This window comes from Antrihabitans spumae (genome assembly GCF_043944905.1).
GTDB classification, from domain to species: Bacteria; Actinomycetota; Actinomycetes; order Mycobacteriales; family Mycobacteriaceae; genus Antrihabitans; species Antrihabitans spumae.
Genome location: NZ_JBIMSN010000052.1, coordinates 83,977 through 109,039 on the forward strand (window position 1 = coordinate 83,977; position 25,063 = coordinate 109,039).

General features: G+C 61.8%; 23 protein-coding genes and 1 pseudogene. 10 read left to right on the forward strand and 14 right to left on the reverse strand.

The window, feature by feature from the left end:
* Position 1: 1 nt before the first annotated feature.
* The 12 genes from ACHIRB_RS12310 to ACHIRB_RS12365 form a co-directional block, all read right to left on the reverse strand.
* Positions 2-949 (reverse strand): MlaD family protein, encoded by a 948-nt coding sequence (locus ACHIRB_RS12310; RefSeq protein ID WP_395124006.1) that lies wholly within the window; start codon positions 947-949, stop codon positions 2-4.
* Complete coding sequence (locus ACHIRB_RS12315; RefSeq protein ID WP_395124007.1) at positions 946-1,938, reverse strand: MlaD family protein; 993 nt, start codon at positions 1,936-1,938, stop codon at positions 946-948. The genes ACHIRB_RS12310 and ACHIRB_RS12315 overlap by 4 nt, the downstream gene beginning before the upstream one ends.
* The gene (locus ACHIRB_RS12320; protein ID WP_395124008.1) at positions 1,935-2,993 is read right to left on the reverse strand and encodes an MCE family protein; all 1,059 of its coding nucleotides are present in this window, start codon (positions 2,991-2,993) and stop codon (positions 1,935-1,937) included. The genes ACHIRB_RS12315 and ACHIRB_RS12320 overlap by 4 nt, the downstream gene beginning before the upstream one ends.
* A 1-nt stretch (position 2,994) precedes the next feature.
* The gene (locus tag ACHIRB_RS12325) at positions 2,995-4,017 is read right to left on the reverse strand and encodes an MCE family protein (protein ID WP_395124009.1); all 1,023 of its coding nucleotides are present in this window, start codon (positions 4,015-4,017) and stop codon (positions 2,995-2,997) included.
* Positions 4,014-5,009 (reverse strand): MlaD family protein, encoded by a 996-nt coding sequence (locus tag ACHIRB_RS12330; RefSeq protein WP_395124010.1) that lies wholly within the window; start codon positions 5,007-5,009, stop codon positions 4,014-4,016. The genes ACHIRB_RS12325 and ACHIRB_RS12330 overlap by 4 nt, the downstream gene beginning before the upstream one ends.
* Complete coding sequence (locus ACHIRB_RS12335) at positions 5,006-6,034, reverse strand: MlaD family protein (RefSeq protein ID WP_395124011.1); 1,029 nt, start codon at positions 6,032-6,034, stop codon at positions 5,006-5,008. Before ACHIRB_RS12335 ends, ACHIRB_RS12330 begins: the two co-directional genes overlap by 4 nt.
* Before the next feature lie 2 nt (positions 6,035-6,036).
* Positions 6,037-6,846: an MlaE family ABC transporter permease gene (locus ACHIRB_RS12340; RefSeq protein WP_395124040.1), complete on the reverse strand. Its 810-nt coding sequence runs from the start codon at positions 6,844-6,846 to the stop codon at positions 6,037-6,039.
* Between the two features lie 68 nt (positions 6,847-6,914).
* Entirely contained in the window at positions 6,915-7,745 is an 831-nt protein-coding gene (locus tag ACHIRB_RS12345) for an ABC transporter permease (protein WP_395124012.1), read from the reverse strand.
* A 234-nt stretch (positions 7,746-7,979) separates the two neighbouring features.
* Positions 7,980-9,377, reverse strand: a complete 1,398-nt coding sequence (locus ACHIRB_RS12350; RefSeq protein ID WP_395124013.1) for a lipase family protein — start codon at positions 9,375-9,377, stop codon at positions 7,980-7,982.
* Between the two features lie 146 nt (positions 9,378-9,523).
* Entirely contained in the window at positions 9,524-11,050 is a 1,527-nt protein-coding gene (locus tag ACHIRB_RS12355; protein ID WP_395124014.1) for an AMP-binding protein, read from the reverse strand.
* A gap of 100 nt (positions 11,051-11,150) precedes the next feature.
* A complete protein-coding gene (locus tag ACHIRB_RS12360) occupies positions 11,151-11,831 on the reverse strand; it encodes a hypothetical protein (RefSeq protein ID WP_395124015.1) in 681 nt (226 codons plus the stop codon).
* Positions 11,832-11,905: 74 nt separating this feature from the next.
* Entirely contained in the window at positions 11,906-13,291 is a 1,386-nt protein-coding gene (locus ACHIRB_RS12365; protein WP_395124016.1) for an ABC1 kinase family protein, read from the reverse strand.
* 134 nt (positions 13,292-13,425) lie between these two features.
* Here ACHIRB_RS12365 and ACHIRB_RS12370 point away from each other — a divergent pair, with 134 nt between their 5' ends.
* The 3 genes from ACHIRB_RS12370 to ACHIRB_RS12380 all read left to right on the forward strand — a co-directional run bounded on the left by ACHIRB_RS12370 (position 13,426) and on the right by ACHIRB_RS12380 (position 15,133).
* On the forward strand, positions 13,426-13,767 hold the full coding sequence (locus ACHIRB_RS12370; protein ID WP_395124017.1) for a hypothetical protein: 342 nt from the start codon (positions 13,426-13,428) through the stop codon (positions 13,765-13,767).
* 71 nt (positions 13,768-13,838) lie between these two features.
* Positions 13,839-14,516: a TetR/AcrR family transcriptional regulator gene (locus ACHIRB_RS12375; RefSeq protein ID WP_395113408.1), complete on the forward strand. Its 678-nt coding sequence runs from the start codon at positions 13,839-13,841 to the stop codon at positions 14,514-14,516.
* Positions 14,513-15,133: a TetR/AcrR family transcriptional regulator gene (locus ACHIRB_RS12380; protein WP_395124018.1), complete on the forward strand. Its 621-nt coding sequence runs from the start codon at positions 14,513-14,515 to the stop codon at positions 15,131-15,133. The genes ACHIRB_RS12375 and ACHIRB_RS12380 overlap by 4 nt, the downstream gene beginning before the upstream one ends.
* Positions 15,134-15,153: 20 nt before the next feature.
* Here ACHIRB_RS12380 and ACHIRB_RS12385 read toward each other — a convergent pair whose 3' ends face one another.
* Positions 15,154-15,489, reverse strand: a complete 336-nt coding sequence (locus ACHIRB_RS12385) for a DUF4873 domain-containing protein (RefSeq protein ID WP_395124019.1) — start codon at positions 15,487-15,489, stop codon at positions 15,154-15,156.
* Positions 15,490-15,713: 224 nt separating this feature from the next.
* Here ACHIRB_RS12385 and ACHIRB_RS12390 point away from each other — a divergent pair, with 224 nt between their 5' ends.
* Genes ACHIRB_RS12390 through ACHIRB_RS12410 form a run of 5 tightly spaced genes read left to right on the forward strand, consistent with a single transcriptional unit; the run spans position 15,714 to position 21,283 of the window.
* Positions 15,714-16,700 (forward strand): diiron oxygenase, encoded by a 987-nt coding sequence (locus tag ACHIRB_RS12390; protein ID WP_395124020.1) that lies wholly within the window; start codon positions 15,714-15,716, stop codon positions 16,698-16,700.
* 53 nt (positions 16,701-16,753) lie between these two features.
* Positions 16,754-17,758: an AurF N-oxygenase family protein gene (locus tag ACHIRB_RS12395; RefSeq protein ID WP_395124021.1), complete on the forward strand. Its 1,005-nt coding sequence runs from the start codon at positions 16,754-16,756 to the stop codon at positions 17,756-17,758.
* Positions 17,755-19,365 carry a flavin-containing monooxygenase gene (locus tag ACHIRB_RS12400; RefSeq protein WP_395124022.1) on the forward strand — a complete coding sequence of 537 codons (1,611 nt, stop codon included), beginning with the start codon at positions 17,755-17,757 and terminating at the stop codon, positions 19,363-19,365. Before ACHIRB_RS12395 ends, ACHIRB_RS12400 begins: the two co-directional genes overlap by 4 nt.
* 13 nt (positions 19,366-19,378) lie before the next feature.
* Entirely contained in the window at positions 19,379-20,227 is an 849-nt protein-coding gene (locus ACHIRB_RS12405) for an SDR family NAD(P)-dependent oxidoreductase (protein WP_199703828.1), read from the forward strand.
* Positions 20,228-20,236: 9 nt separating this feature from the next.
* Positions 20,237-21,283: a 2Fe-2S iron-sulfur cluster-binding protein gene (locus tag ACHIRB_RS12410; protein ID WP_395124023.1), complete on the forward strand. Its 1,047-nt coding sequence runs from the start codon at positions 20,237-20,239 to the stop codon at positions 21,281-21,283.
* Positions 21,284-21,297: 14 nt separating this feature from the next.
* Here ACHIRB_RS12410 and ACHIRB_RS12415 read toward each other — a convergent pair whose 3' ends face one another.
* Positions 21,298-21,963 carry a potassium channel family protein gene (locus ACHIRB_RS12415; RefSeq protein ID WP_395124024.1) on the reverse strand — a complete coding sequence of 222 codons (666 nt, stop codon included), beginning with the start codon at positions 21,961-21,963 and terminating at the stop codon, positions 21,298-21,300.
* A gap of 151 nt (positions 21,964-22,114) precedes the next feature.
* On the opposite strand from ACHIRB_RS12415, the gene ACHIRB_RS12420 reads away from it, so the two are divergent.
* Positions 22,115-23,611: a potassium/proton antiporter gene (locus ACHIRB_RS12420; protein WP_395113415.1), complete on the forward strand. Its 1,497-nt coding sequence runs from the start codon at positions 22,115-22,117 to the stop codon at positions 23,609-23,611.
* A gap of 646 nt (positions 23,612-24,257) precedes the next feature.
* Positions 24,258-25,049, forward strand: a pseudogene (locus ACHIRB_RS12425) (diguanylate cyclase domain-containing protein); the annotation flags it as partial.
* Between the last annotated feature and the right edge of the window lie 14 nt (positions 25,050-25,063).

Here is a 25,063-nt window from a genome sequence, read left to right on the forward strand (position 1 = left end):
CTCATCTGTTGGGCACTGCCACTGCGACACGCGCCGGACCACCGTCCGGGAAAACTGTGAGCAGGATGTTCATGATCGAGCCGAGATCGACTCGAAGCGGCCGGAGTTGCGATGTCGCGGGTTTGACGACCGTCGAAACCAGCGCAAGATCGGGCGCAAGGATGTCGAGATACTCGCCGATCTTTGCTACTAGAGGTCCGATCGGGTGATCCCAGACGTGCTCGGCGACGTGGGAGTATTCCTCGAATTCTTGGATGATCTGAACACCGTTGGGAGTCAGGGCCGAGACCACAGGCGTCGTGTCACCGAGCACACTGCCATAGCCGTCGAAGTTGTCGCCGAGTGTCTGCAGGTTGACGTAGAGCCGCGTGATCGGGTCCTTCTTGTCCTGCAGCATCTGCGCGAAAAGCATGGTTGCCCGGCTCAGGTTCGCTATGTCGGCCTCGCGCCCCTTGTTGCCGACGGACACCGTGGTCACCAGCCGTTCCAAGGTTGCCGCATCCAATTGTCCAGTCAGCGAATCGATTTTGGTCAACGTGTCGCTGACCGTCGCGGAGGCCTTCACCTGCGTTGCTGGAACAATCGCGCCGTCGTCGAGGTAGGGTCCGTCGGCGGAGGGTGGCCGGAAATCGAGGTACTGCTCGCCCGCGGCAGACAGATTGCCGATCCGTACTTCGCTGTCGACAGGGATCGGGTAGGCGGCGTCCACCTCGATCTCCACCGCAAGGCCGTCGGCAGTTGTCGAAATCTGCTGTACGCGGCCGATTTTCATACCTCTCAGGTCGACTTCGGAGGTCTCCATCAGACCGCCCGACGAATCGACGAGGACGGTGATCGTGTTCGTGACCCGGCGCGGATCGATGTCCAGGACCGCAACGGCCATGTAGGCCGAACACACCAGCGTCATCGCGAGCAGCATGACAAGTGAGACAGGTGCCGGAATCTTCATCTCACAACCCCGATCGAACGGAGGATCTGGATAAGTTGATCAGCTTGCGCGGATGCGTCGATGTGAATGTTCGGCGTGGTCGAGAGGAAGGGAATGAGCTTGTCTCGCAACAACTGATTGGTCTTGTCGATATTCATCGGAACTGTCGTGTCGGCGTTTCCTATCGTCACCAGCGCTGGTGCGATGACAGCAATAACGTCGCGGAGGTCGCTCGAGATCGGAACAAGGATGTCGCCGAGCGGTTGTGCAAGGTCGCGCAGCCGGAAGATCAACTCGACGACGCCGAAGACGACGCCACTGAGTCCTTCTGCACGTGCCGGACCGTACTGCAGCATCTGGTCGACACGCTCCTTGTTCGCGGCCAGATCGGTCGAGATCGACGCAGCCGAATTCAGAATGTTGTCGATATCGTCTGTGTTGACCGTCAGGTCGTGCAGAGCGCTCTGACCTGCGACGAAGATCCGTTGAAAGTCTTCGTCCGTCGCAGGGAATGCCGAATTGAACTGATCGACGACGTCCTGCAATTGCGCGAGCCGCCCACCGGACACGATGCTCGACATTCCTCTGAGTAGATCCTCGATGTTGTCGGCCGGTGCGGTCTGCGCTCGGGGAATGGTGTCACCGTCGGCGAGGTAGGGTCCCGACGAATTGTCCGGGGGCTGCAGCGACACATAGATCTCGCCGAGAATTGTCGCTTGGCGCAACTCTGCACGCGTCGAGACAGGAAGGCGGACAGCGCTTTGCAGGTCGATCGCTGCCACTGCGGAATCGCCGACCAGATCGACGCTGTCTACTATTCCGACCTCCGCCCCTTCGGATACAACCTTCGCTTTGTCGGGAAGGTTCAGTGCGCTGGAGAACTCGACGCGCACCGAGTATTTGTCGCCGTCCACGTAGGTGCCTGGAATCGGCAGTTCCGCTGGGTTGAAACCGCAACCGGCGATGCCGAGTGCGACCAACGCGAGAGTTGGTGCCAGGCGCTGTTTCATCGCGGCACCGCCTGACCGAGAAGCAGTGTCAGCAGGTCGACCTGAGTCTGTTGGCCGTCGCGGCGTACTTCGATCTGCGGTGGTAGATATTGCACGCGAACGGCATTCGAGACCGGGTCGAACATTGCGAGCAGATCCCGCGACGCCTCGGGAAGATAGGCGAGGAGATCTCGGATATCACCAGCGCGGCTGAGCAATTGGTGTGCGAAAGGAATCGCTTTGTCCAGGAACGTGTACGACTGCTCGTCGTACTTGTCGATGGTCCTCGCCGCGACCGGCAGCAGCTCGTTCGCCCGTGCAATTGCTGTGCCGAGACCCTGGACAACGCCGTCGACCGTTTCGAGACCGTTCCCGAGATTGTCCAGCAGCGTGCGGAAATCGGGCCAATTGGTGACGAACATGGTCGTCAAGCGGTCGAGGTTGTCGATGAGACGCCGGACCGTGACGTCGCGACCCGCCGGATCGCCGACCAACGTCGACAAACGCTGCAGCAATGAATTGAACGTTGGGCCGGTGTCGACGAGCGCCGCGTCGAGTGCGTTGAGGGTGTCCGAAAGGATCGGATCCGGCTGTGTCGCTGGAGTTCCCGATGCGGTGTTGGTACCGAGTAGGTCTGCGGCGACTGTGTTTACCGCGTCGAACGTCTCGCTGATACCGATCGGCGTCCTGGTGCGTTCGAGTGGGATGCATTGTGCAGCAACAAAACTGGGACCGTCGCGGTGTATGCCGGTCAGCTCGACGTGCCGATCGGTGACGATCGAGCTGGACATGGTTACTGCACCGACATCATCGGGCAGATCGATGTCGTCGTCGACCTTCATCGTCACCCGCATTCGATCGCCGAGCGGTTCTATCGCGGTGACACTGCCGATCTCGATGCCCATGAGGCTGACGTTGTTGCCTTCGTACAACCCGACCGTGTCCGTGAACTCCGCACACAGCGTTCTCGTCGAGTAGAGATCGACGCTGTTTGCCGCGGATGTCGCTGCTCCGCTGAGGACCACGACAGCAACTGCGGCGAGGGCGACGTAGGCGAGCTTTCGACGGTCTGCCATGTCAGCAGGCCTTCGCTGCGGTCGGAATGCACAGGCCCGTGCCGGTGATCGCGTTGGCAGACTGATCGATGGTCACACCGTCGACGCCGAGCATGGCAGAGATCTTTGCCATGAACTCCTTGATTCCGCCGATGACGTCGTCGATCTTGGCCTGGTCCGCGAAGACTTTCTGCACAACAGCTTCGAGATCGGCGATCGGCGGCTCCAGTCCCTCTGCGTAGGCCATGACCGGGCGGTGCACGACATCGGCAAGTCGACGCAGGAGCTGGAAGGTCTGCACTACATCCGCTTTCTGGGAACCTAGTTTCACCGCGACGATCCCGAGTTGTCGGACGAAGTCGGCCAGGATCGCCTGGTCGTCGGCAATAGCGGCCACGAACTCGTCGGAGACTGCGAGTCCTTTGTCGAGTTGGTCGGAGCGTTGCGCAAGAACCCCTGTCAGGTCGTTCACGTTGGTCAGCAGGTTGCGAATCGAATCGGGTTGGCCCGCGATCGCGTTGTTGACCTCGGTGATCGTTGCCTGCAAAGTCTGGCCGTCGACGTCGCGCAGCACGGGGGTGGCGTCCTGGAGAATATCGGTGATCTCGTACGGAGTCCGAGTTCGCTCCGGTGGTATGTGATTCGTGCCGAGGTCGTTGTCACCGGCCGGAGACAACGACAGGTAGTGGCCACCGATCGGTGTGAGCATCTTGATCTCCACGGCGGAAAGATCGCCTACGTGTGTCTCTCGGTCGACACTGAAGCGAATCTCTACGTGGTCGTCGGCCAAGCGCACCGATTCGACTGCACCGACCTTGATTCCGGCGACGCGGACCTCGTTGACGCTGCGCGCACCTGCGGCGCTCGAGAAGTCGGCGACGTAGGTCTTGGTGCCGAACGGTACGAGGTAGACGACGGCGCTCGCGGCGAGGGCGAGTATCGCGACGACGATACCGATTGCACCCCAACGGAGTTGGGTCCGCGCCTCGTCTCCGGCGGTTCGGCGCGTCCTGATCGTGTGCTTGCGGACCGTCAGCTTCCTCATTTGCACACCACCAGGCGTTGGTTCCCGAGTACGACGTTCCCGATTCCGGGGATGTCGGCGCCGCCGCTGGTGCAGTTGTAACTCGCGGCGTCGGTACGACTGTCCAGACCACTCAGCAATGACGGCACGAGCGACAGAATCTCGACCAGTTGGTCGGCGCGGGGAGTCAGTCGTCTGAACAAACCGTCGAGCGGGAGATAACTCTGGTCGTAGCTGTCCTCCAACTGCTCGAGCAATTCGACAGCCGGCTGGAGCGCGCGATTGGCAGTCTTGGTCGAGGCAACGATTTCGTCGGCCTTGGTACTGAACCTGCTGAGCAGGCTGCCGAGCTGCTCGACGAGATCGCCTACCTGTGCCGATTCTCCGGCTATCTGGTTGGAGATTTCACCGAGATTCTTGATGAGCAAAACGATTACGGCCTCGCGGTCCTTTGCATACTTGGTCAGGCTGTCCAAGTCGGCGAGGACAGGGCCGATCCCAGCGCCATCACCCTGCAGAACTCGAAGGATGTTCTCGCCGAACCGATTGAGCTGTGCCGAGTCGAGTGTGTCGAACAAGGGCCGAAAGCCGTTGAACAACTTGGACACATCGAAACTCGAGATCGTGCTTTCGAGCGGGAAGGTGTGATCGCTCTCGACTTGTACGTCCGCGCTTTCCGGTTGGACGAGTTCGATGTAGCGCTGTCCCAACAGGTTCTGATAGCGAATCGCGGGTTGCGTCGTGCGGAATACCGGTCGATCCGTCTGCACCGTGAATCGCACTCGCGCAACGATGCCGTCGAGTTCGACAGTCTCGACCTTTCCTACCTGCACGCCCGACATTCGGACGTCGTCACCTGCGAACAAACCCGACACGTCGGCGAACAGGGCGTCGTATTCGAATTGCTTGCCTTCCACAGGTGTTCTGAGGGCAGTGACGATGACGATCGTGCATGCGGTGACAACTGCTACGAAGATCGTCAGCCGCACGACGGCCGCGCGGACGGTCATCATTTCGCCACTCCGACAATCGAATTCACCAGATAGGGCAGGTCCTTCGAGATCAGTTCGAGCTGCAACTGCACTCGGTCGTCGACGACAGGGAACGCGGCACCTATCCGCTCGAGCAGTTGCGGCAGTCGGTGATATGTCGGCGCGACCGTGCCTATCGACGCCGCGAGCGGTATCACCAGGTCAAGGACGGTGTCGACGATGGTCGAGATGTCGGTCTGGTTGTCACACAAGATGACCGCAAGCGGGGTGAGCGCTTGATCCGCCAGACCCGAGATTGCCTTGTTGGTTCGATCCTGGTTCGCTGTCTCGCCGAAATACGCGCTTGTGTCCAGTAATCGGGCAATGAGATCGACGACGGGTGGTGTGAGTTCGGTAGCGCCTGCGCTGACCTCGCCGCCGATCCGCAGGTATTCCGCAACAGGTGCGCGCTTGTTGTCCGCAAGCAACTTCGCGGTTTCGAAGAACGCCCGAACCGTTGGACCGAGTGTTTCCGTGTTCGTTATCAGCAGATCGAAGAGCTGGTCGACCTCGTCGGTGTCGAGTACCCGGGTTAGCTGTCCGGCCTTGCGGAATACGCTCGTGATTGTTGCGTTCGCGCTGTTCTCACCGATGTGCAGGGTCGCGCCATCGGCGAGTGGAGCACCCCCGCCGCGGTTGACGAGTTCGATTGCGGTCGAACCGAATACGTTCGACGAGGTGTACTGCGCCGTCACGTCGTCGGTCAGGTGCTCGGCTTGGGATCGATCGAGGGAGAGCTCCAACTGCTGGTGGCCGAACCCGAGCGTGTCGATCTGCGTGACCTTTCCGATTGCGAAGCCGTACAACTTCACCTCGGCGCCGGGGGCAAGGCCTTCACCCACTGTCGATGCGTCGATCCAGACGGTGAAACGGTCGCTGAACTTGCCGTCGCTGTATGCGGTGAGCGTGACCGCCGCAACCGCGACCACGGCTGCGACAGCGAGACCACGGAGCCGCAGCGAGGCTCGACCTGCTGCTCGACCCGAGAAGTCTTGGAATACAGGCACAGCTACCCCGAGATCCTGATTCCGGAGTCGAGTCCCCAGAAGATCAGCGTCATCACCATGTCCGCGATGACGACGCCGATCAGACTCGCGCGGATCGCTCGTCCTGATGCACGCCCGACGCCCTCTGGTCCGCCGCTTGCGTAAAAGCCTTGGTAGCCATGGATGATGATGATCATCACGACGAAGACGACCGCTTTGACGATCGAGAAGAACACGTCGGACGGCGCGATGAAGGCGCCGAAGTAGTGGTAGTAGGTTCCGGACGACTGACCGTGCAGCACGTTCACGACGACAGCGCACGATAGGTAGCTCAAGATCAAGGTGAGCAGAAACAGCGGGACGATGGTGATGACGCCTGCGATGACCCGGGTTGTCACAACGAACGGAATCGGCCGTACCGCAGTGGCTTCCAGGGCATCGATCTCCTCGGAGATGCGCATCGCGCCTATCTCGGCGGTCATACGGCAGCCTGCTTGAGCTGCGAAGCCGATCGCGGCGATCATCGGCGCCATCTCGCGGGTATTGGCGTACGCCGAGACGAAGCCCGTCAGTGGACCCATGCCGACCATGTCCAGCGTCGCGAAGCCCTCGACGCCTATCGAGCCGCCGACCGCCACACCGAGAAAGGCAAGTACCGCAACCGTTCCGCCGCCGACGATGATCGAACCGTTGCCCCAGGTGATGTCGGTGAGGATGAGCATCGTCTGGCGTCGATACGACCGGACCGTGTGTGGCACCGCGACGAGTACCTGCCAGGCGAACGTGAACTGGTGTCCGAGGTGCTCGGCGACGTTCGCTGGCGATCGTGCGATCTTGGACGCTGCGTCGACAACGTGTTTGGTGCCGTATGGCCGCACCTTCGCCGTCGTATCGATCACGATCAGCCGATCCTGGTTGGCATGAACATCGAAACAAGTTGAGTGATAACCAGATTGACGCCGAACGCGGCCATCACTCCGATGACCACGGCGGCGTTGACGGCATTGGCAACGCCCTTGGGTCCGTGGGTGGCCTCCAGGCCGCGCTGGCACGCGACGATCACGACGATCACGCCGAAAAGGATCGATTTTGCCAGGGCGACAAACAGATCGGAGATCGTTGCGAACGATGCGAAGGAGGAGAGATAGCTGCCGGGTGTTCCGCCCTGCGCGCCGACATTGATGAGGTAGCCGGTTCCTACCCCCATGAAGACGATGACGAGGCAGAGCAGCGGCGCGATCGCTGCCATCGCTGCGAGTCGTGGTGCTACGAGCCTGCGGACGGGATCGATTCCCATCGTGCGCATGGCGTCGATTTCCTCGCGGATGGTTCGGGCGCCGAGGTCGGCCGCGATTGCTGATCCCGCGGCACCACCGAGCAGCAGGGCCGCAACGATCGGTGCGCCCTGCCTGATGACGCCGAGTCCGCCTGCAGCGCCTGCGATCGACGTCGCGCCGACCTGCTGTGTGAGGCTGCCGACCTGCACGGAAACGATCACTCCGAACGGTATGGAGACCAGCACAGCGGGAAAGGCGGTCACGCTGACGATGAACCACGCCTGCAACAGCGTCTCTCTCAGGGGATGTCGAAGCCGCACTGTATCGACGGCGAGATAGATGCCGGCGTCGAGGCCGAGGCGGAGCGCGCGTCCGACTGTGCGTGTCGCCGACAGACCGAGATCGATGCCCCAGCGCAGCGTCCGTGCGGGAGTCCGGGCGACTGTGTCGAGCATGGATGCGCCCCTCTTCCTGGAGTGATCTCAGTAGCCGGCGCAACAGCCGTCGGGCGATGTGAAACGTAGCACATTAATAGGACTGATTCATCAGTCTTGTATTAAATGTTCCGATCCCAGCGAGGACAATCGTCAGAAGAGAGCTGGATTCGCGCCTACGCTGCAGTTCGTAGGCACCGTCGGACTCCCGTCAGCGCGATCGTTAGCAGACACGCGCCACGATCGCGCGTGGTTTCACCGACCCGCGCCGATCGCCTGGCCGACGAGTGCCTGCGCGGCCGCCGGCAAGATTGCTGCGAGTCCCGGTCCGAACTGCGGATCGTTCACGAGCGTCTGTGGGCTCGTGCTCGTGCAGCCTGCAGGTGCGGGAACACCCTCGAGCCGGTCCTTCAGCCAGTAGAAGCCGCTCGGCAACTGCGTGAAGATACCGGAGATATGTTCGGCCAGGAACTCTCGTACGTACGTCACGCTCGGTGCGCCTTCATTGCAGTACTTCTCGTAGATGCGATCGGTGCCTGCGATCGGGATGATCTCGTCGTTCTGTGCGTGATACATGAACACGGGCACCGTCGGAGTGCGCTGACCGAGCGAGTTGTCCATGATCGCGTGCTTGATCTCGGGGATGAGCAATGGGTCGGCGCCCTGGAATGTCCCGAGGTAGTTGAGGCCCGGGAAGACCGCCGTTCCCATCGGGTGGCACAGGAACTTCTTCGAGGCGAGGACGAACTGGCCGACGATGTCGACCCGCTCGCGAAGCACTCGTTGCATGTCCGGGTATTCGGTGGCGATTCCGACGAACGCGCCGCTGATCAGCCCCGCATACAGACCGTTGTTGTTGTGCCGTACAACGGCTTCGAAGTCTGCGGCAGCGACGCCGCCCGATGCTGCACCGACGATGTTCAGATCCGGTGCGTACTCGTCCTTGATCTCGGCCGCGAATGCGGTCGGAATGGTGCCGCCGGAGTAGCCCCACAGCGCTGCCGGGGTCGACGGACCGTTCAGCTCCGATGGAGCGAAGTTTTCCGCGGCGCGGATCCCGTCGAGTGTGGCCTGAGCGCCGAGGCGCGACGCGCCGTACGCCGAGTTGGGGCCCTCGTAGTCAGGCATCGCCACAGTCCAGCCCTGGCCGAGGCCCGCCGCGATGGGGATGAGAATCTCGGCTGCGTTGACGTAGTCGGCCGGGATGGCGCCGGATTGCACGACGTACGACGGCGCGCAGTATTGCGCGGCCGAGTCCTCGGCTATCTGATAGGACAACAGCTTTCGTCCGCCGGCAGGGGCGGGTCCGCGTGGGGTCAAGATCGTGGTGACGGTCGCGATCGGTTGGCCCTGGCTGTTGTTCGTGCGGTAGAGCAACTGAAACGCGTCGACGTCCATGTGCAGGATGCCGAAGAACGCGGGCAGGATCGCGCGCGCACGCAGAATCTCACCTGGTTCGGCGTCGGCGACAAGGCCGGCCGCCGGTCGATAGAACTCGTCGAACTCTGGCGGAAGGGTCACGGCGGGTGCGGGTTCGATCGCGACACCGGACGGCGCTGGATCGGCCCCGGCCACCAGGCCGGACATCAGGGTCGTCAGCAACGCGACTGCGGCACCGAACGCCACGAGGCGGGTCGATCTGCGGGCATTCATCATCGAAGGCTCTCTTTCGGGGGAGACGCCGCCACAGCACGACGTGGCATGTGCGGGTCGTCGCAACAGCGATAACGGTAATTTAGATTTTCAGATTGTCAATGCACGAGGCCGTGAGTGCTGTCGACGCACGGCGCAGTGGCTCGCTACAGCTGGCGAAGCAGCCGCGGAACCACCTTTCCTGTCGGGTTGCGGGGTAGGGCGTCGATGAAGTGAACTTCCCGAGGCACGCTGAACCGCGCAAGGCTCTGCTTCACGGCAGTTTTTACGAATTCTTCTGTGGGAGTATCGGATTCGGAATCCATACGGACGACGAAGGCGACGAGACGTTGGCCGAATTCTGCATCCGGAACGCCGATCACCGCGACCTCGCGCACGCCGGGCAGCTCGGTGATGAGCCGCTCGACCTCTTGCGGGTAGACGTTCTCGCCACCGGAAACGGCCATGTCGTCGGCTCGTCCGGCCAGGAAGAGGAGTCCAGTCGAATCCAGTCGCCCGAGGTCGCCCGTATCCATCAGCCCGTCGATAACCTGTTTCGACTCGCCCGCACGGGTGTAACCGTCGAACAACATCGAGTTTCCGACGAATACGCGACCGACAGTTCCCGACGGAACTGGGCGGCCGTCGTCGCCGAGTATCGCCAGCGTGGTCCCGAACGGAGCGCGGCCGGAGGTAGTCGGATGCGCTGCAAGCTCTTTGGGTGTCGCGATGGAGGCGAACGACACTTCGGTGCTGCCGTAGATGTTGTAGAGCGTGGGTCCGAAACGACTCAGGGAGCCGACCACGACGGGTGCTGGAATGGCGGAACCGCACGCGATGATCGCGCGCAGCGTCGAAGTATCCGCTGCTTCCAGTTCGTCCTTCGGTAGTTGGAGTATTCGACCTAGCATGATCGGGACGACGAACAGCGAGTCGACTCGATACTTCGCTATCGCGTGCAGAGCAGCAGCGGGATCGAACTGCCGCTGCAACACTGCGGTCGAGCCCATCGCGATCGCACTCATCAAGGCGCCGAAGCCCCACGAATGGAACACCGGCGCACAGATGAGGTCGATACTGCCTGCGCGCAACGGAATTCGCGATAGCAGCGCTGCTGCCGCGAGCGGATTGCGCGGTGCGCTTCGTTTGGCGCCTTTCGGTGTTCCCGTCGTGCCGGAGGTCAAGATGATGGAACGACCGACCCTCGGTCGGAAGGGTAGGCGCGTATTCGACCGGTTTGCAACAAGTTCCGCGATCGTCGGAATGTTCGTCCCGAGGCGCGCCGCATCAGCCGGGGTCCAGGCTTGAATCACCTTCAGACCCGGTATGGCAGCGGTCTCGGCAAAGTCGGCGTCGACGATGAGAACGTCCGCCCGCTGTTCGCGCAAGACCTCGGTGAGCTGAGCGCCGGCAAGGCCGGTATTCATCAGAATGTGGTCGGCGCCGATCCGCCCGGTAGCAACCACCGCGTGCAGAAAGCCTCGATGATTTCGGCACAGAATCGCGACCCGGCTGGTGGCGTCGACCCCAAGACTCGCGAGTGCCTTTGCAAGCGCAGTGCTTTCGTCGTCGAGCGTGCGATAGGTGATCGGGCCGGCGTCGTCGATCAGCGCGATTCGATGCGGGAAGCGTCGTGCGCTCACCGCAAGGGCGGCAGCGGGAGTGACGTCCCATCGCAGTGCCGCAACACCCATTTTCGCCAATCGTGCAGGCGAGGACGGGCGGAGCGCACCGGACCGGATGACCGGTCCAGCCGCTCGAGCGAGCCCGAATGCTGCGCTGAACGGCTCCACGTCAGGCGGTCAGTTCGAGGGTGCCGCGCGGATTCCACGGCATCGGCCCGGTCGGAAAGCTGAATCGCAGCAAGCGATGTGAGTTCTCGGCCTCGAAATGCGCGACGAAGGGCGGCAGGAACCCTGCGATCACCTTGTCGAGCAGGCCGTTGATATGACTGAAGCCCGGCCGGATACGGACCTGCCAGGCGTCGAAGCTGCCTGCCGTGATGTCCACCCTTGTTCGCTTCTCGATCTTGACTTCGAGCGGCCAGTAGATCGAGAACGCAAGCCAGATATTGTGTTTCGTCTTCGCGCCTTTGGTGAAGTCGAGCCCTCTCAGCAGAGTCATACCGCCGATCAGCGGCATGACACCCTTCGGGAACGGTTGGAGTTCACCGCCGAACTGCAAGTGTTGGGTGTCGACGAAGTAACCCTCTTCGCGGGTCACCAGTTTGCCGTCGAAAAAGCTTGCTGCTTTGTAACTTTCGGCATGGATCCGGCCGCCGACGCGGCGAAAGCGTTGCTCGACCTGCATCGAGAGCTGATCCTTGACGCCGGCTTCGACTGCCGAGACGTACGAGGCGCCATCGTGCTCGACGACGCTGGAGACCTCGTACATCGTCGGGTCGTCGCCAACTCGGATTCCGTAGACCGACTTCTCGCCGTCGGCTATGTCGGGGTCACGGAACGGACTGGTCATTGCGTTCTCCTGAGCGGTCTCGAGCACTGCCACGGCTGCGGGGCAAGCATCAGCTGATTAAACCGACTGATACATCATTCGTCAAATATCCGTGACCTTTCCCACTCGGCATGAGCGGTACCGAGCGCGGTCTGCGGCGGCTCGTCGTAGACCCACTCCCTGGCGATTCGATGCCAGTTGTTCGTTGCGCCGAGCTGGCCGAGGACGCCGTAGGTCAGGAACTCCGCTCTCCTGGAAAAGATATGCTCGGGCGGCAGGTTCTGATGCCGCATACCGGAGAATTCGGAGATCCGCGGATCTATCGCGAGCAGCATGCTCCCACTCGCCATCGCGGGAGTTATCTCGATCGATTCGTCGCTCAGATGCCAGCCCGCGGCGCCGTAAACGTAGTCGAGACATTCGTCGACCGATACACCTGCGTCCGCATTGATCACGCCCCTGCGCACCATCAGATCGAAAAGGTCTTGGCTGCGATTTTCCGATGCGGCACGTAGACATTGTTTCTCGAAGTCGACGTGGACCGGATCCATCTTGTTGTAGAGCCCGAAGTCGATGAAGCCGACCTTGCCGTCGGAACCGAGCAGAATATTGCCGGGGTGTGGATCGCCGCAGAACTCGCTGTAGCTGAACATCGAACCGATGTAGAACCGGTAGATGATCTCGCCTACTCGATCTCGATCCTGCTGCGGCAGTGCGCGAATCGCGTCGAAGGGTTGTCCGTCGAACAGTTCTGTGACAACCACACGCCGACCGCTTGCCGACGGAACTCTGTCGGGTACCTCGATGAAAGGATGGCCTGCGAACAACTGTGCAAGCTTGTGCTGTGTGCGGGCTTCGCGCTCGTAGTCGAGCTCGCTCTCCATGTTCAGCTTGATTTCCCTCGCGAGTTCGGGAGCGGCAACGGTGGGGATCGTCGAACGCCAGAACTTGAGAAACATGGCGAGGTTCTTCATGTCGGCACGGATCGCGACGTCGATACCGGGGTATTGCACTTTGACCGCCACGCGACGTCCGTCGTGGAGTTGGGCGGGGTAGACCTGGCCTATCGAGGCTGCCGCGATCGGCACGTCGTCGAACTCGGCAAACACGTCGCTGATGCTGCGGCCGAGGTCGTCTTCGATGATCGTCCGCATTGCGTCGAACGAGACCTTGGGTGCCTGGTCCCGCAACACCGCGAGCTTGCGCTGAAAGTGCTCGCGATGGGATTCCGGAACGAGGTCGAGGTCGATCACCGAGAGCATCTGTCCGATCTTCATCGCCGCGCCCTTCATGCTGCCAAGCACGGTGACGAGTTGATCGGCAGCTTGCAGCACTGCTTTCTCCGAGATCCTGGCCTTCGCCTCATCGGAGCGGCCGAGCATGGATGCGCGTGTGCCTGCATTGCGTATTGCCTGGCCAGCGGCCGCCTTCCCGATCTTCGAGCCGCGCGCTACTCGGGAGGTCGGTACTCGGTCGTTCATATGGACCCTTCGGTAGCCCCATGAGTCGTGCTATCGCAATAATTAGACTGACGTGTCACTCTATCTACACCGGCGAACTTCGAGCCTAGCCGTTCGCCGCAACAAGAGCATTCGCCACGAAAGGAACGTCGCAGATGAACCGACGCAAAAGCAAGGCCAAGCAAGCACTCGTGTCAGGCAGGGCATTGAAAACGCCGGTGGTGCTCAAAGTACGCACGCCCGACAGCCTGCCCGCACGGGTGATCGGGCTCGGCCTTGCCGGAACGGGCGCCGCGCACTTCACTGCGCCGCGCGCTTTCGACACCCTCACCGCCACTGCCTTTCCGGAGAAGACGCGCCAGTGGACCTACCGAAACGGGCTGACCGAACTGCTGCTCGGCCTGGCCATCACCTTCCGCCGAACGCGCCCGGTCGGTGCGATCGGTTCGGTCGCCTACGTGGCATTCCTCGCGAATCGTGAGTCTTCGCAACGCTGAACGACCAGGCCGGTACGGTTCGCAGAAGTGATAGAACATGGCGGTCGACGGCAATGCGAGGCGGTGAACAGGTGACGGGCGAAACGACAGACGCCGACGTGGTGCGCCCACGCCGCGGAAGACCCAAACAGGAGGGCCTCGCCGAACGCCGTCGAGAGCAGATCGTCCAGTCTGCGTACCACGTTTTCGCCGCCAACGGCTACGAGTCGACGACCATCTCCGACGTCGCCCGGCATGCGGGTGTCGGACAGGGCACGGTCTACCGGTACTTCGAGAGCAAGCGCGAAATCCTCGACCACGTCTTCGATTACGCGGCGGGGCAGTTCGTCGGCGTGATCATGACCGACGATCTGATGACACCGATCGACTCGCTCGACGAATTCTCGGATCGACTGGTCGATATCGCGAAGCGGATGGCTGCAACTCTCGAAGAGCAACCGGATCTGCTGAAGCTCATCCTCGTCGAGGCCAGCGCGGCGGATGCCGAGTTGAACGCGCGCATGCTGGGCTTGGAAGGGTTTCTCGCAGAGGCGATCGCGAACGTCATGCAAGACGGCCAGGAGAAGGGCTGGGTACGCGCGGAGGTCGACACTGCGATGTACAGCCATTACGTCATCGCTCTCGTGATGCCGGGTGTGCGGCACGCGATTCTGGGCACCTTGACGCCAACGGTGAGCGATCGGTTCGCGACCGCAACGGTCGGCATACTTGCCGCGGCCCTTCGGGTTCCCGAGGCCACGGCGTCATGACCGCGCAGGAAGCCGTCGATCGGCTGGAAGCACGCCGAGCCGACCTGGTGCACGCAGCGTCGGATCTGATTCTGAGCAAGGGCTACCGGAATACGTCGGTGGCCGACATCGTCAGCGCGCTCGGCTTGAGCCACGGCACGTTCTACAACTACTTCGACAGCAGGCGCGACGTGCTCGACGCCGTGATCGACTACGGCAGCCAACGACTCGCCGATCGGCTCGTCGGGTCGGACGATCCGGGTTCAGCTACCACCCTCGACGACTTTCTCGCACAGCTGGACCGCATCAACAGGCGGCTGCACGAGTTGGTTGCCGACGAGCCGCGGCTGGTGCAGTTCATCGTTTTCGAAGCTGCCTCGATCGACCAGGAGCTCGTGCAGCGCATGCTGACGGCGTATCAGGGATTTGTTTCCTCGAACCGGAGCTACGTCGAGAACGGTATCGAAAAGGGTTTCCTCCGTAGTGATCTCGATTCCGAGGTGGCAAGCGAGGCGCTGTTGACGATGTTGCTGTCGAGCACGGTCGGCGCGCTCGGCGGGCAAGGCGTCGCGGCAGACGTCTCGGTGTCCAGCGCTGCGCTCGTCGACTTCGTGCGACACGGAATGGGAGCGCAGTAGCGCAGGGCTGTTCTATCGCGCTATTCGACCTCGCTCAGTTCGGTCGCAACGTGGAACGGCGGCGTGCTCTTACCCATGATCCGGTAGCGATTCCACGGATCGGGATCGCCGACGAACGCCTCTCGTGCGCTGTGTGTCGTTCGGACAACGACTTTGGTTCGGGGTTCGTCGCCGAGTAGCGCGGTCAGCTCCTGGTTCGGATCGATGCGGCCGATCCGCCGAAATATCCCGTCGATGGGTTCGCGGTAGCCCCGCAGTTCGATACGTGCCGCAATCTCCGTGCCATTGACGACGAGTGTCGCTGGACCCAGATAGTCGGAACCTTCGTGCGGGCTGTGCGGAACAACGCTGTTCATCGGTACTCCCTCGACGATCGCTGCCAAATCAATTGCAGCTGAGCAGTATTCACTGTTATCGAAACTCCGCGCGACGGTCAGATCATCCGTTGACAAAGGGGGCGATCGGGGTCACACTTACGAATGTACATGGAACTGGCAGTATTGGATACTGGTTGTTCGGATGCTTGTTGTTCGGATACTGCTTGTTCGTACTCTGGCTCGAGAGAGTGGTGAGGACAACGATGTCCAAGGAATCCGGGTCTCCGGACAGTGACTACAACTTCCGACGCGTGACGACAACGGTCGGTGGACCGGTGAGCCATCGACGACGTGTCGGTGACCGCCAGGAAACCGCTAGACGGCTGCTCTTCGCAGCAACCGAAACCAAATACGATGCCGATCTCGATATCGATTGGGATGCGGCTCCAGATCCCGAGAAGTATTGGCTGCCTGCGGAAAGGGTGTCACTCCATGGCACTCGGCTTTGGCACCGACTCGACGAGGCGCAACGCCGAGAACTCGGTAAGCACGAACTGGTTGCCATGCTGAGCGCCGGCATCTATGCGCAGTCCATTCTGTCGATGCTCACGTTTCGCGACATCGTCGAAGGCGCCGGACTCGTCGACGATCGAACCCGGTTCATGTTGGCATCCATCCAGGATGACAGCCGCAGCACGACGATGTTCAGTCGTCTCGTGAATGCCACAGGAGCGCAGCCGTACAACTTGCCCGCGCCACTGCAGATGCTGACCAAGCTGACGCTGATGGCACCGTCCGGACCGCTCGGACGTGGCTTCCGGCTCCTGCTGGAGGAGATGCTCGACTCGGTCCTGCAGGATCTGGCAACCGATCCTGGGGTGCAGCCACATGTGCAGCAGATCAACAAGATTCACTCGCAGTCCGGTGCCCGCCACATCGAGTTCGCTCGCGACGATTTGCTGAGGGCGATCGAGGCGCAGGGACCGATCCGCAACGCGCTGCATCGTTGGGCTCTCGCAGCTGTCACCGCTATGTGTTACGCCGCCGTCGTGAACCCGGCTGCGTACAGATCGGTCGGGATTGCCCCACTCCGTGGCGCATTGGCGGCGTTCGCCAGTGCCAACTACGGAAAGAACGCTCAGCGCGCAACCGCATCTTTTCGTCGGTTCGCCCGCGAAGAACGAGTTCTCGACGGTCCTGTCGCCGCAGCGGTCATGCGGCTGGGCCGAGTCGAGCAGGGTTCGAGATAAGCAGGGTTCGAGATAAGCAACGACGCAGATGGATCAACGAGGAAGGGACTGCCATGACGATCGAATCGACGAAGAGACGAACACCTGCGGTCACCACCGCAGGAGCATCGACGGTGCGGCGCAGGACCGTTGGCGATCGACAGAAGACGGCACAGCGACTGCTGCGGTCGACCGCGGACCGCTCCTACGACGGTGAACTCGACATCGACTGGGACGCCCCGATCGATCCGGACAAAAAATGGATGCCCGAGCACAGGCAGTCGCTCTACGGAACGAAGCTGTGGGACAAGCTGACTAAGGAGCAGCGCAACGAACTCGGCAAACACGAGGCCGCGAGTGTGCTGAGCTTCGGCATCTACGCCGAATCGGGACTTTCGACGATGCTCCTGCGTGGAATCCTGGAAAGCGGCAGCCTTGCCGATGACCACGCTCGGTACGCACTTGCCGAAATCGGTGAGGAAACAAGACATTCCACGATGTTCAGCCGGCTTGTGAACATCACCGGGGTCAAGCCGTATCTGATGCCGAAGGGAGCGCGCAAGTTTCTCCGTCTCGCCGGTCTCATTCCGATCGGACCGTCGTCTTTCGCGGGAACACTTCTCATCGAAGAATTGCTGGACAGGCTGCAGCGCGAGGCGATGAACGATCCCGAACTGCAACCGCATATGCGGCAGTTGATGAAGATTCACGTTTTGGAAGAGGCGCGGCACATCACCTATGCCCGCGAAGAGTTGGTCCGAGCCATCGACGCACGCGGCAAGGCGTCGAATGCTTTCCACCGCTTGGTGTTCGCGGTGATGGTGCTCGGTGTCTATCCGGTGCTGGTGAATCCTTTGGTCTACCGATCCGTGGGGATCAGTCCGTTGGAAGGCTTCCTCGCAGCGATGACCTCCCCGAACTACCGTGTAAACGCAACTTTCGCAGGCGAACCGCTGCTGCGATTCGGCCATGAGGTCGGCATGTTGGACGGTGCGGTCACCCGTCGCATCTTCAAACTGTCTCGCTCTGTGCCGCAAGACATTCTCGCCGAACTCGACCGCAACAGGAAAGCATCGTGACGCAATCGAAACCTTCTCGCCGCACCAAAAAGGCAGCAGCACAACTGGAAAGCTCCCCGCCGATACACGCCAGAGTGCTCATCATCGGCAGCGGATTTTCCGGACTCGGTATGGGAATCTCCCTGCAGAAGTCCGGTATCGACGATTACATCATTTTGGAAAAGGCGTCGGAGGTCGGCGGAACCTGGCGCGACAACACCTACCCGGGCGCAGCGTGCGACGTCCCGACCCACCTGTATTCGTACTCGTTCGAACCGCGCGACAACTGGTCGCAGCTGTTCTCCAAGCAGCCGGAAATCTTCGACTATCTCAAGGAGGTCGCCGACAAGTACAACCTGCGGCCGCACATCAGGTTCGGTCAGAACATGACACGTGGCTACTGGGACGAGTCCGAAAATCGTTGGCATGCATTCGCTTCCGACGGCCAAGAGTACGTCGCGCAGTTCGTCGTCTCGGCGATCGGCGCACTGCACGTCCCGAGCATCCCGGCCCTGGACGGTATCGAGGAGTTCACCGGCGCCGCGTTCCATTCCGCGCAGTGGAATCACGACTTCGACCTGACCGGCAAACGTGTCGCCGTCATCGGAACAGGCGCCAGCGCAATCCAGTTCGTACCGGAGATCGTCGACCGCGTCGGGGCGCTGACCCTGTTCCAACGCACCGCACCCTGGGTACTTCCGCGGTCCAACGTCGACTTTCCCGCAGGCTTCCAGCGGGCGCTACGACGTGTACCCGGCCTGCGGTTCGCACTGCGGAACGGGATCTATTGGAGCGCGGAATCAGGCGCCTACGCGATGAACAGGCGACCCGGACTGCTCAAGGGAGTCGAGTGGATCGGTAAGCGGCACATCAGGCGTCAGATCTCGGATCCTGTTGTGCAAGAAAAGCTCACGCCGGACTACCGGGCGGGGTGCAAGCGACTTCTCGGCTCCAACACCTACTACCGGGCCATCGAGAATCCGAAGACCGAACTTGTCACCGACGCCATCGAACGGGTCACCGCCGACGGCATCGTCACCAAGGACGGCGTCGAACACAAGGTCGACGCGATCATCTACGGCACCGGCTTTCACGTGATCGACTCGTTCACCAACCTGAGTATCAAAGGCCGTGACGGCGAAGACCTGACCGACCGGTGGACCCAGGAGGGTGTGCAGGCACATCGCGGCATCACGGTCGCGGGCGTGCCGAACGCGTTCTTCCTGCTCGGACCCAACACCGGTCTCGGCCACAACTCGATCGTGTTCATGATCGAGTCGCAGATTCACTACGTGATCGAGGCGATGAAGTTGGTCGAAGCGAACGGAGTTGCAGCAATCGCACCGCGCAGAGAGGCCCAAGACCGGTTCAACGAGAAGTTGCAGAGCAACCTCGCGGGTTCGGTGTGGAACACCGGTGGTTGCGAGAGTTGGTATCTCGACGAACACGGCAACAACAGGACACTCTGGGCCGGCTTCACGTGGCAGTACTGGTTGCAGACCCGTCGGGTTGACGTCTCGGAGTACGAGTTGATCGGTCGGCAGCCTGCGCCGGCAGTGCGGCCGACCGTCCCGGCCGCGGACTATCCGCCGCAAACCTTCCCCGACACTCTTCCCGTCAACGCGTAAAGGACAGAGCAACATGAAGAACTTCAAGAACAAGGTTGCAGTGATTACTGGCGCAGGGTCGGGCATCGGGCGCAGTCTCGCGCTGAACCTGGCCGAACGAGGTGCCGAACTCGCTTTGTCCGATGTCGACACCGCCGCCGTGGCTGATACCGCTGGTCGCTGTGAGAAGTTGGGGGCCAAAGCAATTCCGTTCGAGCTCGACGTTGCGAACCGTGCGGCGGTTCATGCGCATGCAAGTGATGTTCGCGGTGAATTCGGCAGAGTGAATCTGGTGTTCAACAACGCGGGTGTTGCTTTGAACGCGGATGTCGTCGACATGTCGTGGGAGGACTTCGACTGGTTGATGAACATCAACTTCTGGGGCGTCGCGCATGGCACGAAGGCGTTTCTGCCCGACCTCATCGATTCCGGTGACGGGCACATCGTCAATGTCTCGTCCGTCTTCGGGCTCATCGGCATACCGTCGCAAAGTGCCTACAACGCAGCGAAGTTCGCGGTCCGTGGCTTCACCGAAGCATTGCGGCAGGAACTGAAGATCGCACGGCACCCGGTCGGAGTCACGTGTGTGCATCCCGGCGGCATCAAGACGAACATCGCGGTGAATGCGCGTGGCATTCCGGAAGGTGTCGACACCGAAGATATTCGTCGCGGGTTCCAGATGATCGCGTTGACCAGCCCCGAAGCGGCGGCTCGAATCATCCTAAAGGGGGTGGAGAAGAACAAGGCACGGGTTCTGATCGGTGCCGATGCGCGTGGTTTCGATCTGATCCCACGCGTTGTCGGTCCACGGTACGAGGATCTCGGGGTGCCGCTGTACCGGATCGGCCGACGCGCAGCGGGACGCCTCGGATTCGAGCTGTAGCGGCCTGTCATGTCGAGTCGTGTGCACACGCTGGAAGTGGTCGAGGTGATCAAGGAGACCGACGAGGCCGCATCGTTGGTCTTCGCCGTTCCGGACGAACTCGTCGAGCGCTTCCGATATCACCCGGGACAGTTTCTGACGGTGGAGATTCCGAGCGATCGAACCGGCTCGGTCGCACGGTGCTACTCGCTGTCGAGCTCGCCACACCTCGACGACGAACTCGTCGTCACCGTCAAGCGGACGATCGATGGCTACGGCTCGAACTGGTTGTGCGACAACGTCTCTGTCGGTACCCGACTGCGGGTGCTCACGCCGTCGGGGGTCTTCGTACCGGAGACGCTCGATGCAGATCTGCTGCTTCTCGCGGCAGGCAGTGGCATCACGCCGATCATGTCGATCGCCAAGTCGGCGTTGCTCGCAGGAGCAGGCAACGTGTATCTGGTTTACGCGAACGTCGGAGTCGAATCGGTGATCTTCGGTGCCGAGATTGCCGAGATGATCGTCGAGTTCCCCGATCGGTTTCAGGTGGTGCACTGGCTCGAATCGGAGCGTGGTCTGCCGACCGTCGACGATCTCGCCGAGTTGTTGGTTCTGTGCGAGCGATACGACACGTTCGTCTGTGGCCCGACGTTGTTTATGGCGGTCTGCCGCGCTGCGCTGCAGGTGATCGGGACGCCTGACAAGCATGTCCACATCGAGAAGTTCCTGTCGCTGACCGGTGATCCGTTCGCCGACATCGTCGTCGCCGACTCGTGCACAACCGCCTCGACCACAACCCCTACGGCGGTGGCGACGGTCGAGATCGACGGCCGCAGCATCGACATCGAGTGGCCGCGCGACACTCCGCTGCTCGACGTGTTGCTCGGAAAAGGTGTCGACGCGCCGTACTCGTGCCGGGCGGGGGAGTGCAGCGCGTGCGCATGCACCGTGCGATCGGGTGAGGTGCGAATGCGCAAGAACGACACCCTCGTCGATGCCGATCTGGCGCTCGGACTGACACTCGCGTGCCAGGCGGTGCCCGTCAGCGAGCGGGTCGAGATCGCGTTCGATCAGTAGCGAGTACCGACAGCTCAGGCGGGCGTCCAGTCGATGACCGCTCTGATGTGAGCCTCGCCCGCACTGTCGGCGACGAACAGCAGTTCGTCGCCGGGTTCCAGCACGTCGTCGGGCGTTGGAAGAATGATCTCGGTACCACGGAGCACGGTAACCAACGCGGTGTTCTCGGGTAGTACCAACTCTCGCACCTGCAGCCCGACGATCGGACTGTCAACGGGCAAGGTCAATTTGGCGAGATTCGCCTTCGCCTTGCCGAGTCCGCGCAACCTGATGAGATGCCCGACATCGATGGCACCCTCCACTCCGGCGACCATCGCGACCGGCGTCGAGACCGCTACGTCGACGCCCCACGCCTCGGTGAACAGCCATTGGTTGTCGGCCTCGTTGACTCGGGCTACGACCCTGTTCACCCCGAACTCGGTCTTCGCAAGCAGAGCCGCGGCGAGGTTCACCTTGTCATCACCGGTCGCTGCGATCATCACATCGCACAGTTCCATCCCGCACTCTTCGAGTGACGCGAGCTCGCATGCGTCGGCGAGCAGCCAATCGGCAGCGGGAACGGTGTGTGGCTCGTAGCGGCGAGGTGCGATCTCGATGAGCAGGACCTTGTGGCCCGCGTCGAGCAGTTCCTGCGCGACGGACCGACCGACCGCGCCGGCCCCCGCAATCCCGATGCGCATCATCGGCCTCCTCGCCGCACCGTCGACGGTGCACAGACACATCATGGCCCATCCGCTCGAGCCGACTAGCTCGGCTGCGTGGTCACCGTTGGCGTTCCTACTGATTTACTTGGCGGAGCCACATCTCTTCGATGGCTCGAACGGGGTCGAAATGACGTTGCAGCAGCTCTACCTCGCGTTGCTCGCCGGTGGATTGGTGCTGCTCGCGAGCATCGTCGCCACTCGGCTGGCGACTCGAGTCGGGTTGCCGAGTCTGCTGCTTTTCCTGGCGGTCGGCGTTGCCCTCGGAGAAGATGGCATCGGCATGCAGTTCGACGACGTCCAGCTTGCCAGGGATCTCGGAACCATCGCGTTGGCCGTCATCCTTGTCGAAGGTGGACTTACGACGCGGTTCGGCGACATCCGCAACGTGCTTGGGCCCGCCGGAGTGCTGGCAACTGTCGGGGTGGGGGTCAGTACTCTCGTCGCCGCCGCGGGCGCGCACCTACTGCTCGGAATCGACTGGCAGCTTGCGCTGCTGCTCGGCGCGATCGTATCCTCGACAGACGCTGCCGCCGTGTTCTCGGTTCTCCGCGTGCTGCCGCTGCCGAGGCGAGTCGCAGGACTGCTCGAAGCGGAGTCGGGTTTCAACGATGCCCCCGCGGTCATACTCGTCTTGATATTCAGTGCAACGCCGATGGCCGTCTCGCCGCCGAGTGCGCTCGCCGAGTTGATCTACGATTTGGCAGTCGGTGCCGCAATTGGTTTGGTAGGCGGGTATATCGGTGCAATTGCACTGCGCCGCATTGCCTTACCGGCGTCCGGTCTCTATCCACTCGCAACCTTCGGGCTCGGCATGGTGTCCTTCGCCGCTGCGGGCAGCATCGATGCCAGCGGGTTTCTCGCCGCTTATCTCGCTGCGGTAGTCCTCGCGAACTCCGGGCTGCCGCATCGTGCTGCGAACCGCTCGTTCGCGGAAGGTCTTGGCTGGCTCGCCCAGATCGGCTTGTTCGTCCTACTCGGATTGCTGGTTTCGCCGAGCGAACTGATCGACGAGCTTGTGCCTGCCATCGTCGTCGGAATCATCCTGCTGCTCGTCGGCCGACCGCTGTCCGTTGTGATCTCGCTGGCCGGATTCCGGGTGCCGTGGCAGGAGCAGGTCTTTCTGTCATGGGCTGGGCTGCGTGGAGCGGTCCCGATCGTCCTCGCCACGTACCCGATCGTGGAAGGTGTACCGGACGCTGGCCGCCTGCTCAACATCGTCTTCATTCTCGTCGTGGTCTTCACCCTGATCCAGGGCCCGAGCCTGCGGCCCGTCGCTCACCGAATGGGCCTGATCCGTCGCGACTCCACACGCGAGATCCAGGTCGAATCAGCGCCACTGGACGTGTTGGAAGCCGAACTGTTGACGATGACAGTTCTGCCCAAGTCACGCCTGCACGATGTCTCGGTTCTCGAACTGCGGCTGCCAGACCCGAGCGTCATCACCCTGATCATTCGCGAGGGTCACACGTTCGTCCCACAGCCGGACACTCGCATCGAGGTCGGTGACGAGCTGCTGATCGTCACCACGAGCAAGACTCGGGAAGTGGCGGAACGTCGACTCCGCGCGGTGAGCCGACGTGGCAAATTGGCGCACTGGTTCGACGAATACGGGGAACGAGACTGAGCTTCGCCTGAGGCCGCGCTGACCGACTTGGGCGGACTTGTCCCCTGAAACGAGAGCCCTCGGATACCCTCGATGCAGGGGGTCCCACCCTGGTCGGGGCCGAGGACTTGGAGCACGAATCGGTGATGTGAACGGAATCGGTGGCTGGCTGCGCCTACGCGGCACCCGCGCCCCCGGCGTCGTAAGCCCGGCGGTCATGGCACGCACAACAGGTGCGTTCTTCACCTTCGGCGGCGTGTTCGGCTTGGCTCAGACAGCTGTCATGCCCGTCGACATGCGAGGCAGCCGACTTGTCTGCGGCCTGCTCGCCGCCGCGTGTCTGTTTATGGGAATCGTGATCCTGGCGCTCGGTGATCGTATCCCCGTCAGACAACAGCAATGGTTGCTCTTCTCGCCGACGCCGTTTGTCGCCGCTGGGGTCTGGGAGTCGACGAGCAACATTGCGGCGATCGGCGTCGCGGGCTTCTTCGTGACCGTCACGTGCACCGGGGCTTTCTTTCTGTCGTGGCCGGCCGCGTCGGCGAATACGGTGATCGGTGTCGTGTGTTGTATGACGACGCTGGGCCTTCGGCCCGGATTGCAATGGTGGGCTGGTCTGGTGACCTCAGGGGTGGTCATCGCCGTGTTTTTCGTTGTCGGCGTGCTGATGCGTGTGGCGTCGGAAGCCGACGTCGATCCACTGACCGGGCTATTGAACAGGCGCGGGTTCGCCCGACAGTTGGAACTCGAAATCGCCCGCGCGACGAAGAGTCGAACCGCTCTCGCTCTGATACTCGTCGATCTCGATCGGTTCAAGGACATCAACGACGAAAGTGGTCATGCCGCCGGCGACGTCGCCCTGCAGGAAGTGGCCGATACGTGGCGAAAGATGTTGGGCACCAACGCAATACTTGCCCGAATCGGAGGCGACGAATTCACGTTGCTGCTTCCCGGATGCTGCGAACGCGATGCGGTACGCGTCGCCGAAAGCATGCGTAACGCGATATCGGTGGGATGTTCGGCCGGCATCACAGCCTGGCATCTCGGCGAGTCCGCATCGTTTATGGTCAGCCGAGCAGACGTCGGCCTGTATCGCGCGAAGGAGGCCGGACGCAATCGATCCGTCGTCGAGACGTCACACCAACCCTTGCTTGCAGCAGAATTGGTCGAAGCCATCGAAAACGACAGACTGAACGTCGCCTTCCAGCCGATCGTCGCCGTCGACGCCGGTGCTTCCGTCATAGGTTTCGAAGCCTTGCTGCGTTGGTGCTCCGCGACCCAAAAAGGCGTAACCCCAGCGGAAATCATTCGAGTTGCCGAAGAATACGAACTTATCTCGAGCCTGGGTCGGCAGGTACTCGCAACTGCCTGCAGGCAGGCTGTGGTGTTGCAGCGCATGTGCACCGATCGTGCATTGATGTTGAGCGTCAACGTATCCGGCCTCGAACTGATTCGCGCCGACTATGTGCGAAG

Excerpts from the sequence above, each read along its gene's own strand:
- ACHIRB_RS12310 (WP_395124006.1), bottom strand. The coding sequence starts at position 949 with ATGAAGATTCCGGCACCTGTCTCACTTGTCATGCTGCTCGCGATGACG.
- ACHIRB_RS12315 (WP_395124007.1), bottom strand. The coding sequence starts at position 1,938 with ATGAAACAGCGCCTGGCACCAACTCTCGCGTTGGTCGCACTCGGCATC.
- ACHIRB_RS12320 (WP_395124008.1), bottom strand. The coding sequence starts at position 2,993 with ATGGCAGACCGTCGAAAGCTCGCCTACGTCGCCCTCGCCGCAGTTGCT.
- ACHIRB_RS12325 (WP_395124009.1), bottom strand. The coding sequence starts at position 4,017 with ATGAGGAAGCTGACGGTCCGCAAGCACACGATCAGGACGCGCCGAACC.
- ACHIRB_RS12330 (WP_395124010.1), bottom strand. The coding sequence starts at position 5,009 with ATGATGACCGTCCGCGCGGCCGTCGTGCGGCTGACGATCTTCGTAGCA.
- ACHIRB_RS12345 (WP_395124012.1), bottom strand. The coding sequence starts at position 7,745 with ATGCTCGACACAGTCGCCCGGACTCCCGCACGGACGCTGCGCTGGGGC.
- ACHIRB_RS12350 (WP_395124013.1), bottom strand. The coding sequence starts at position 9,377 with ATGAATGCCCGCAGATCGACCCGCCTCGTGGCGTTCGGTGCCGCAGTC.
- ACHIRB_RS12355 (WP_395124014.1), bottom strand. The coding sequence starts at position 11,050 with ATGGGTGTTGCGGCACTGCGATGGGACGTCACTCCCGCTGCCGCCCTT.
- ACHIRB_RS12360 (WP_395124015.1), bottom strand. The coding sequence starts at position 11,831 with ATGACCAGTCCGTTCCGTGACCCCGACATAGCCGACGGCGAGAAGTCG.
- ACHIRB_RS12365 (WP_395124016.1), bottom strand. The coding sequence starts at position 13,291 with ATGAACGACCGAGTACCGACCTCCCGAGTAGCGCGCGGCTCGAAGATC.
- ACHIRB_RS12370 (WP_395124017.1), top strand. The coding sequence starts at position 13,426 with ATGAACCGACGCAAAAGCAAGGCCAAGCAAGCACTCGTGTCAGGCAGG.
- ACHIRB_RS12380 (WP_395124018.1), top strand. The coding sequence starts at position 14,513 with ATGACCGCGCAGGAAGCCGTCGATCGGCTGGAAGCACGCCGAGCCGAC.
- ACHIRB_RS12385 (WP_395124019.1), bottom strand. The coding sequence starts at position 15,489 with ATGAACAGCGTTGTTCCGCACAGCCCGCACGAAGGTTCCGACTATCTG.
- ACHIRB_RS12390 (WP_395124020.1), top strand. The coding sequence starts at position 15,714 with ATGTCCAAGGAATCCGGGTCTCCGGACAGTGACTACAACTTCCGACGC.
- ACHIRB_RS12395 (WP_395124021.1), top strand. The coding sequence starts at position 16,754 with ATGACGATCGAATCGACGAAGAGACGAACACCTGCGGTCACCACCGCA.
- ACHIRB_RS12405 (WP_199703828.1), top strand. The coding sequence starts at position 19,379 with ATGAAGAACTTCAAGAACAAGGTTGCAGTGATTACTGGCGCAGGGTCG.
- ACHIRB_RS12410 (WP_395124023.1), top strand. The coding sequence starts at position 20,237 with ATGTCGAGTCGTGTGCACACGCTGGAAGTGGTCGAGGTGATCAAGGAG.
- ACHIRB_RS12415 (WP_395124024.1), bottom strand. The coding sequence starts at position 21,963 with ATGCGCATCGGGATTGCGGGGGCCGGCGCGGTCGGTCGGTCCGTCGCG.
- ACHIRB_RS12420 (WP_395113415.1), top strand. The coding sequence starts at position 22,115 with ATGACGTTGCAGCAGCTCTACCTCGCGTTGCTCGCCGGTGGATTGGTG.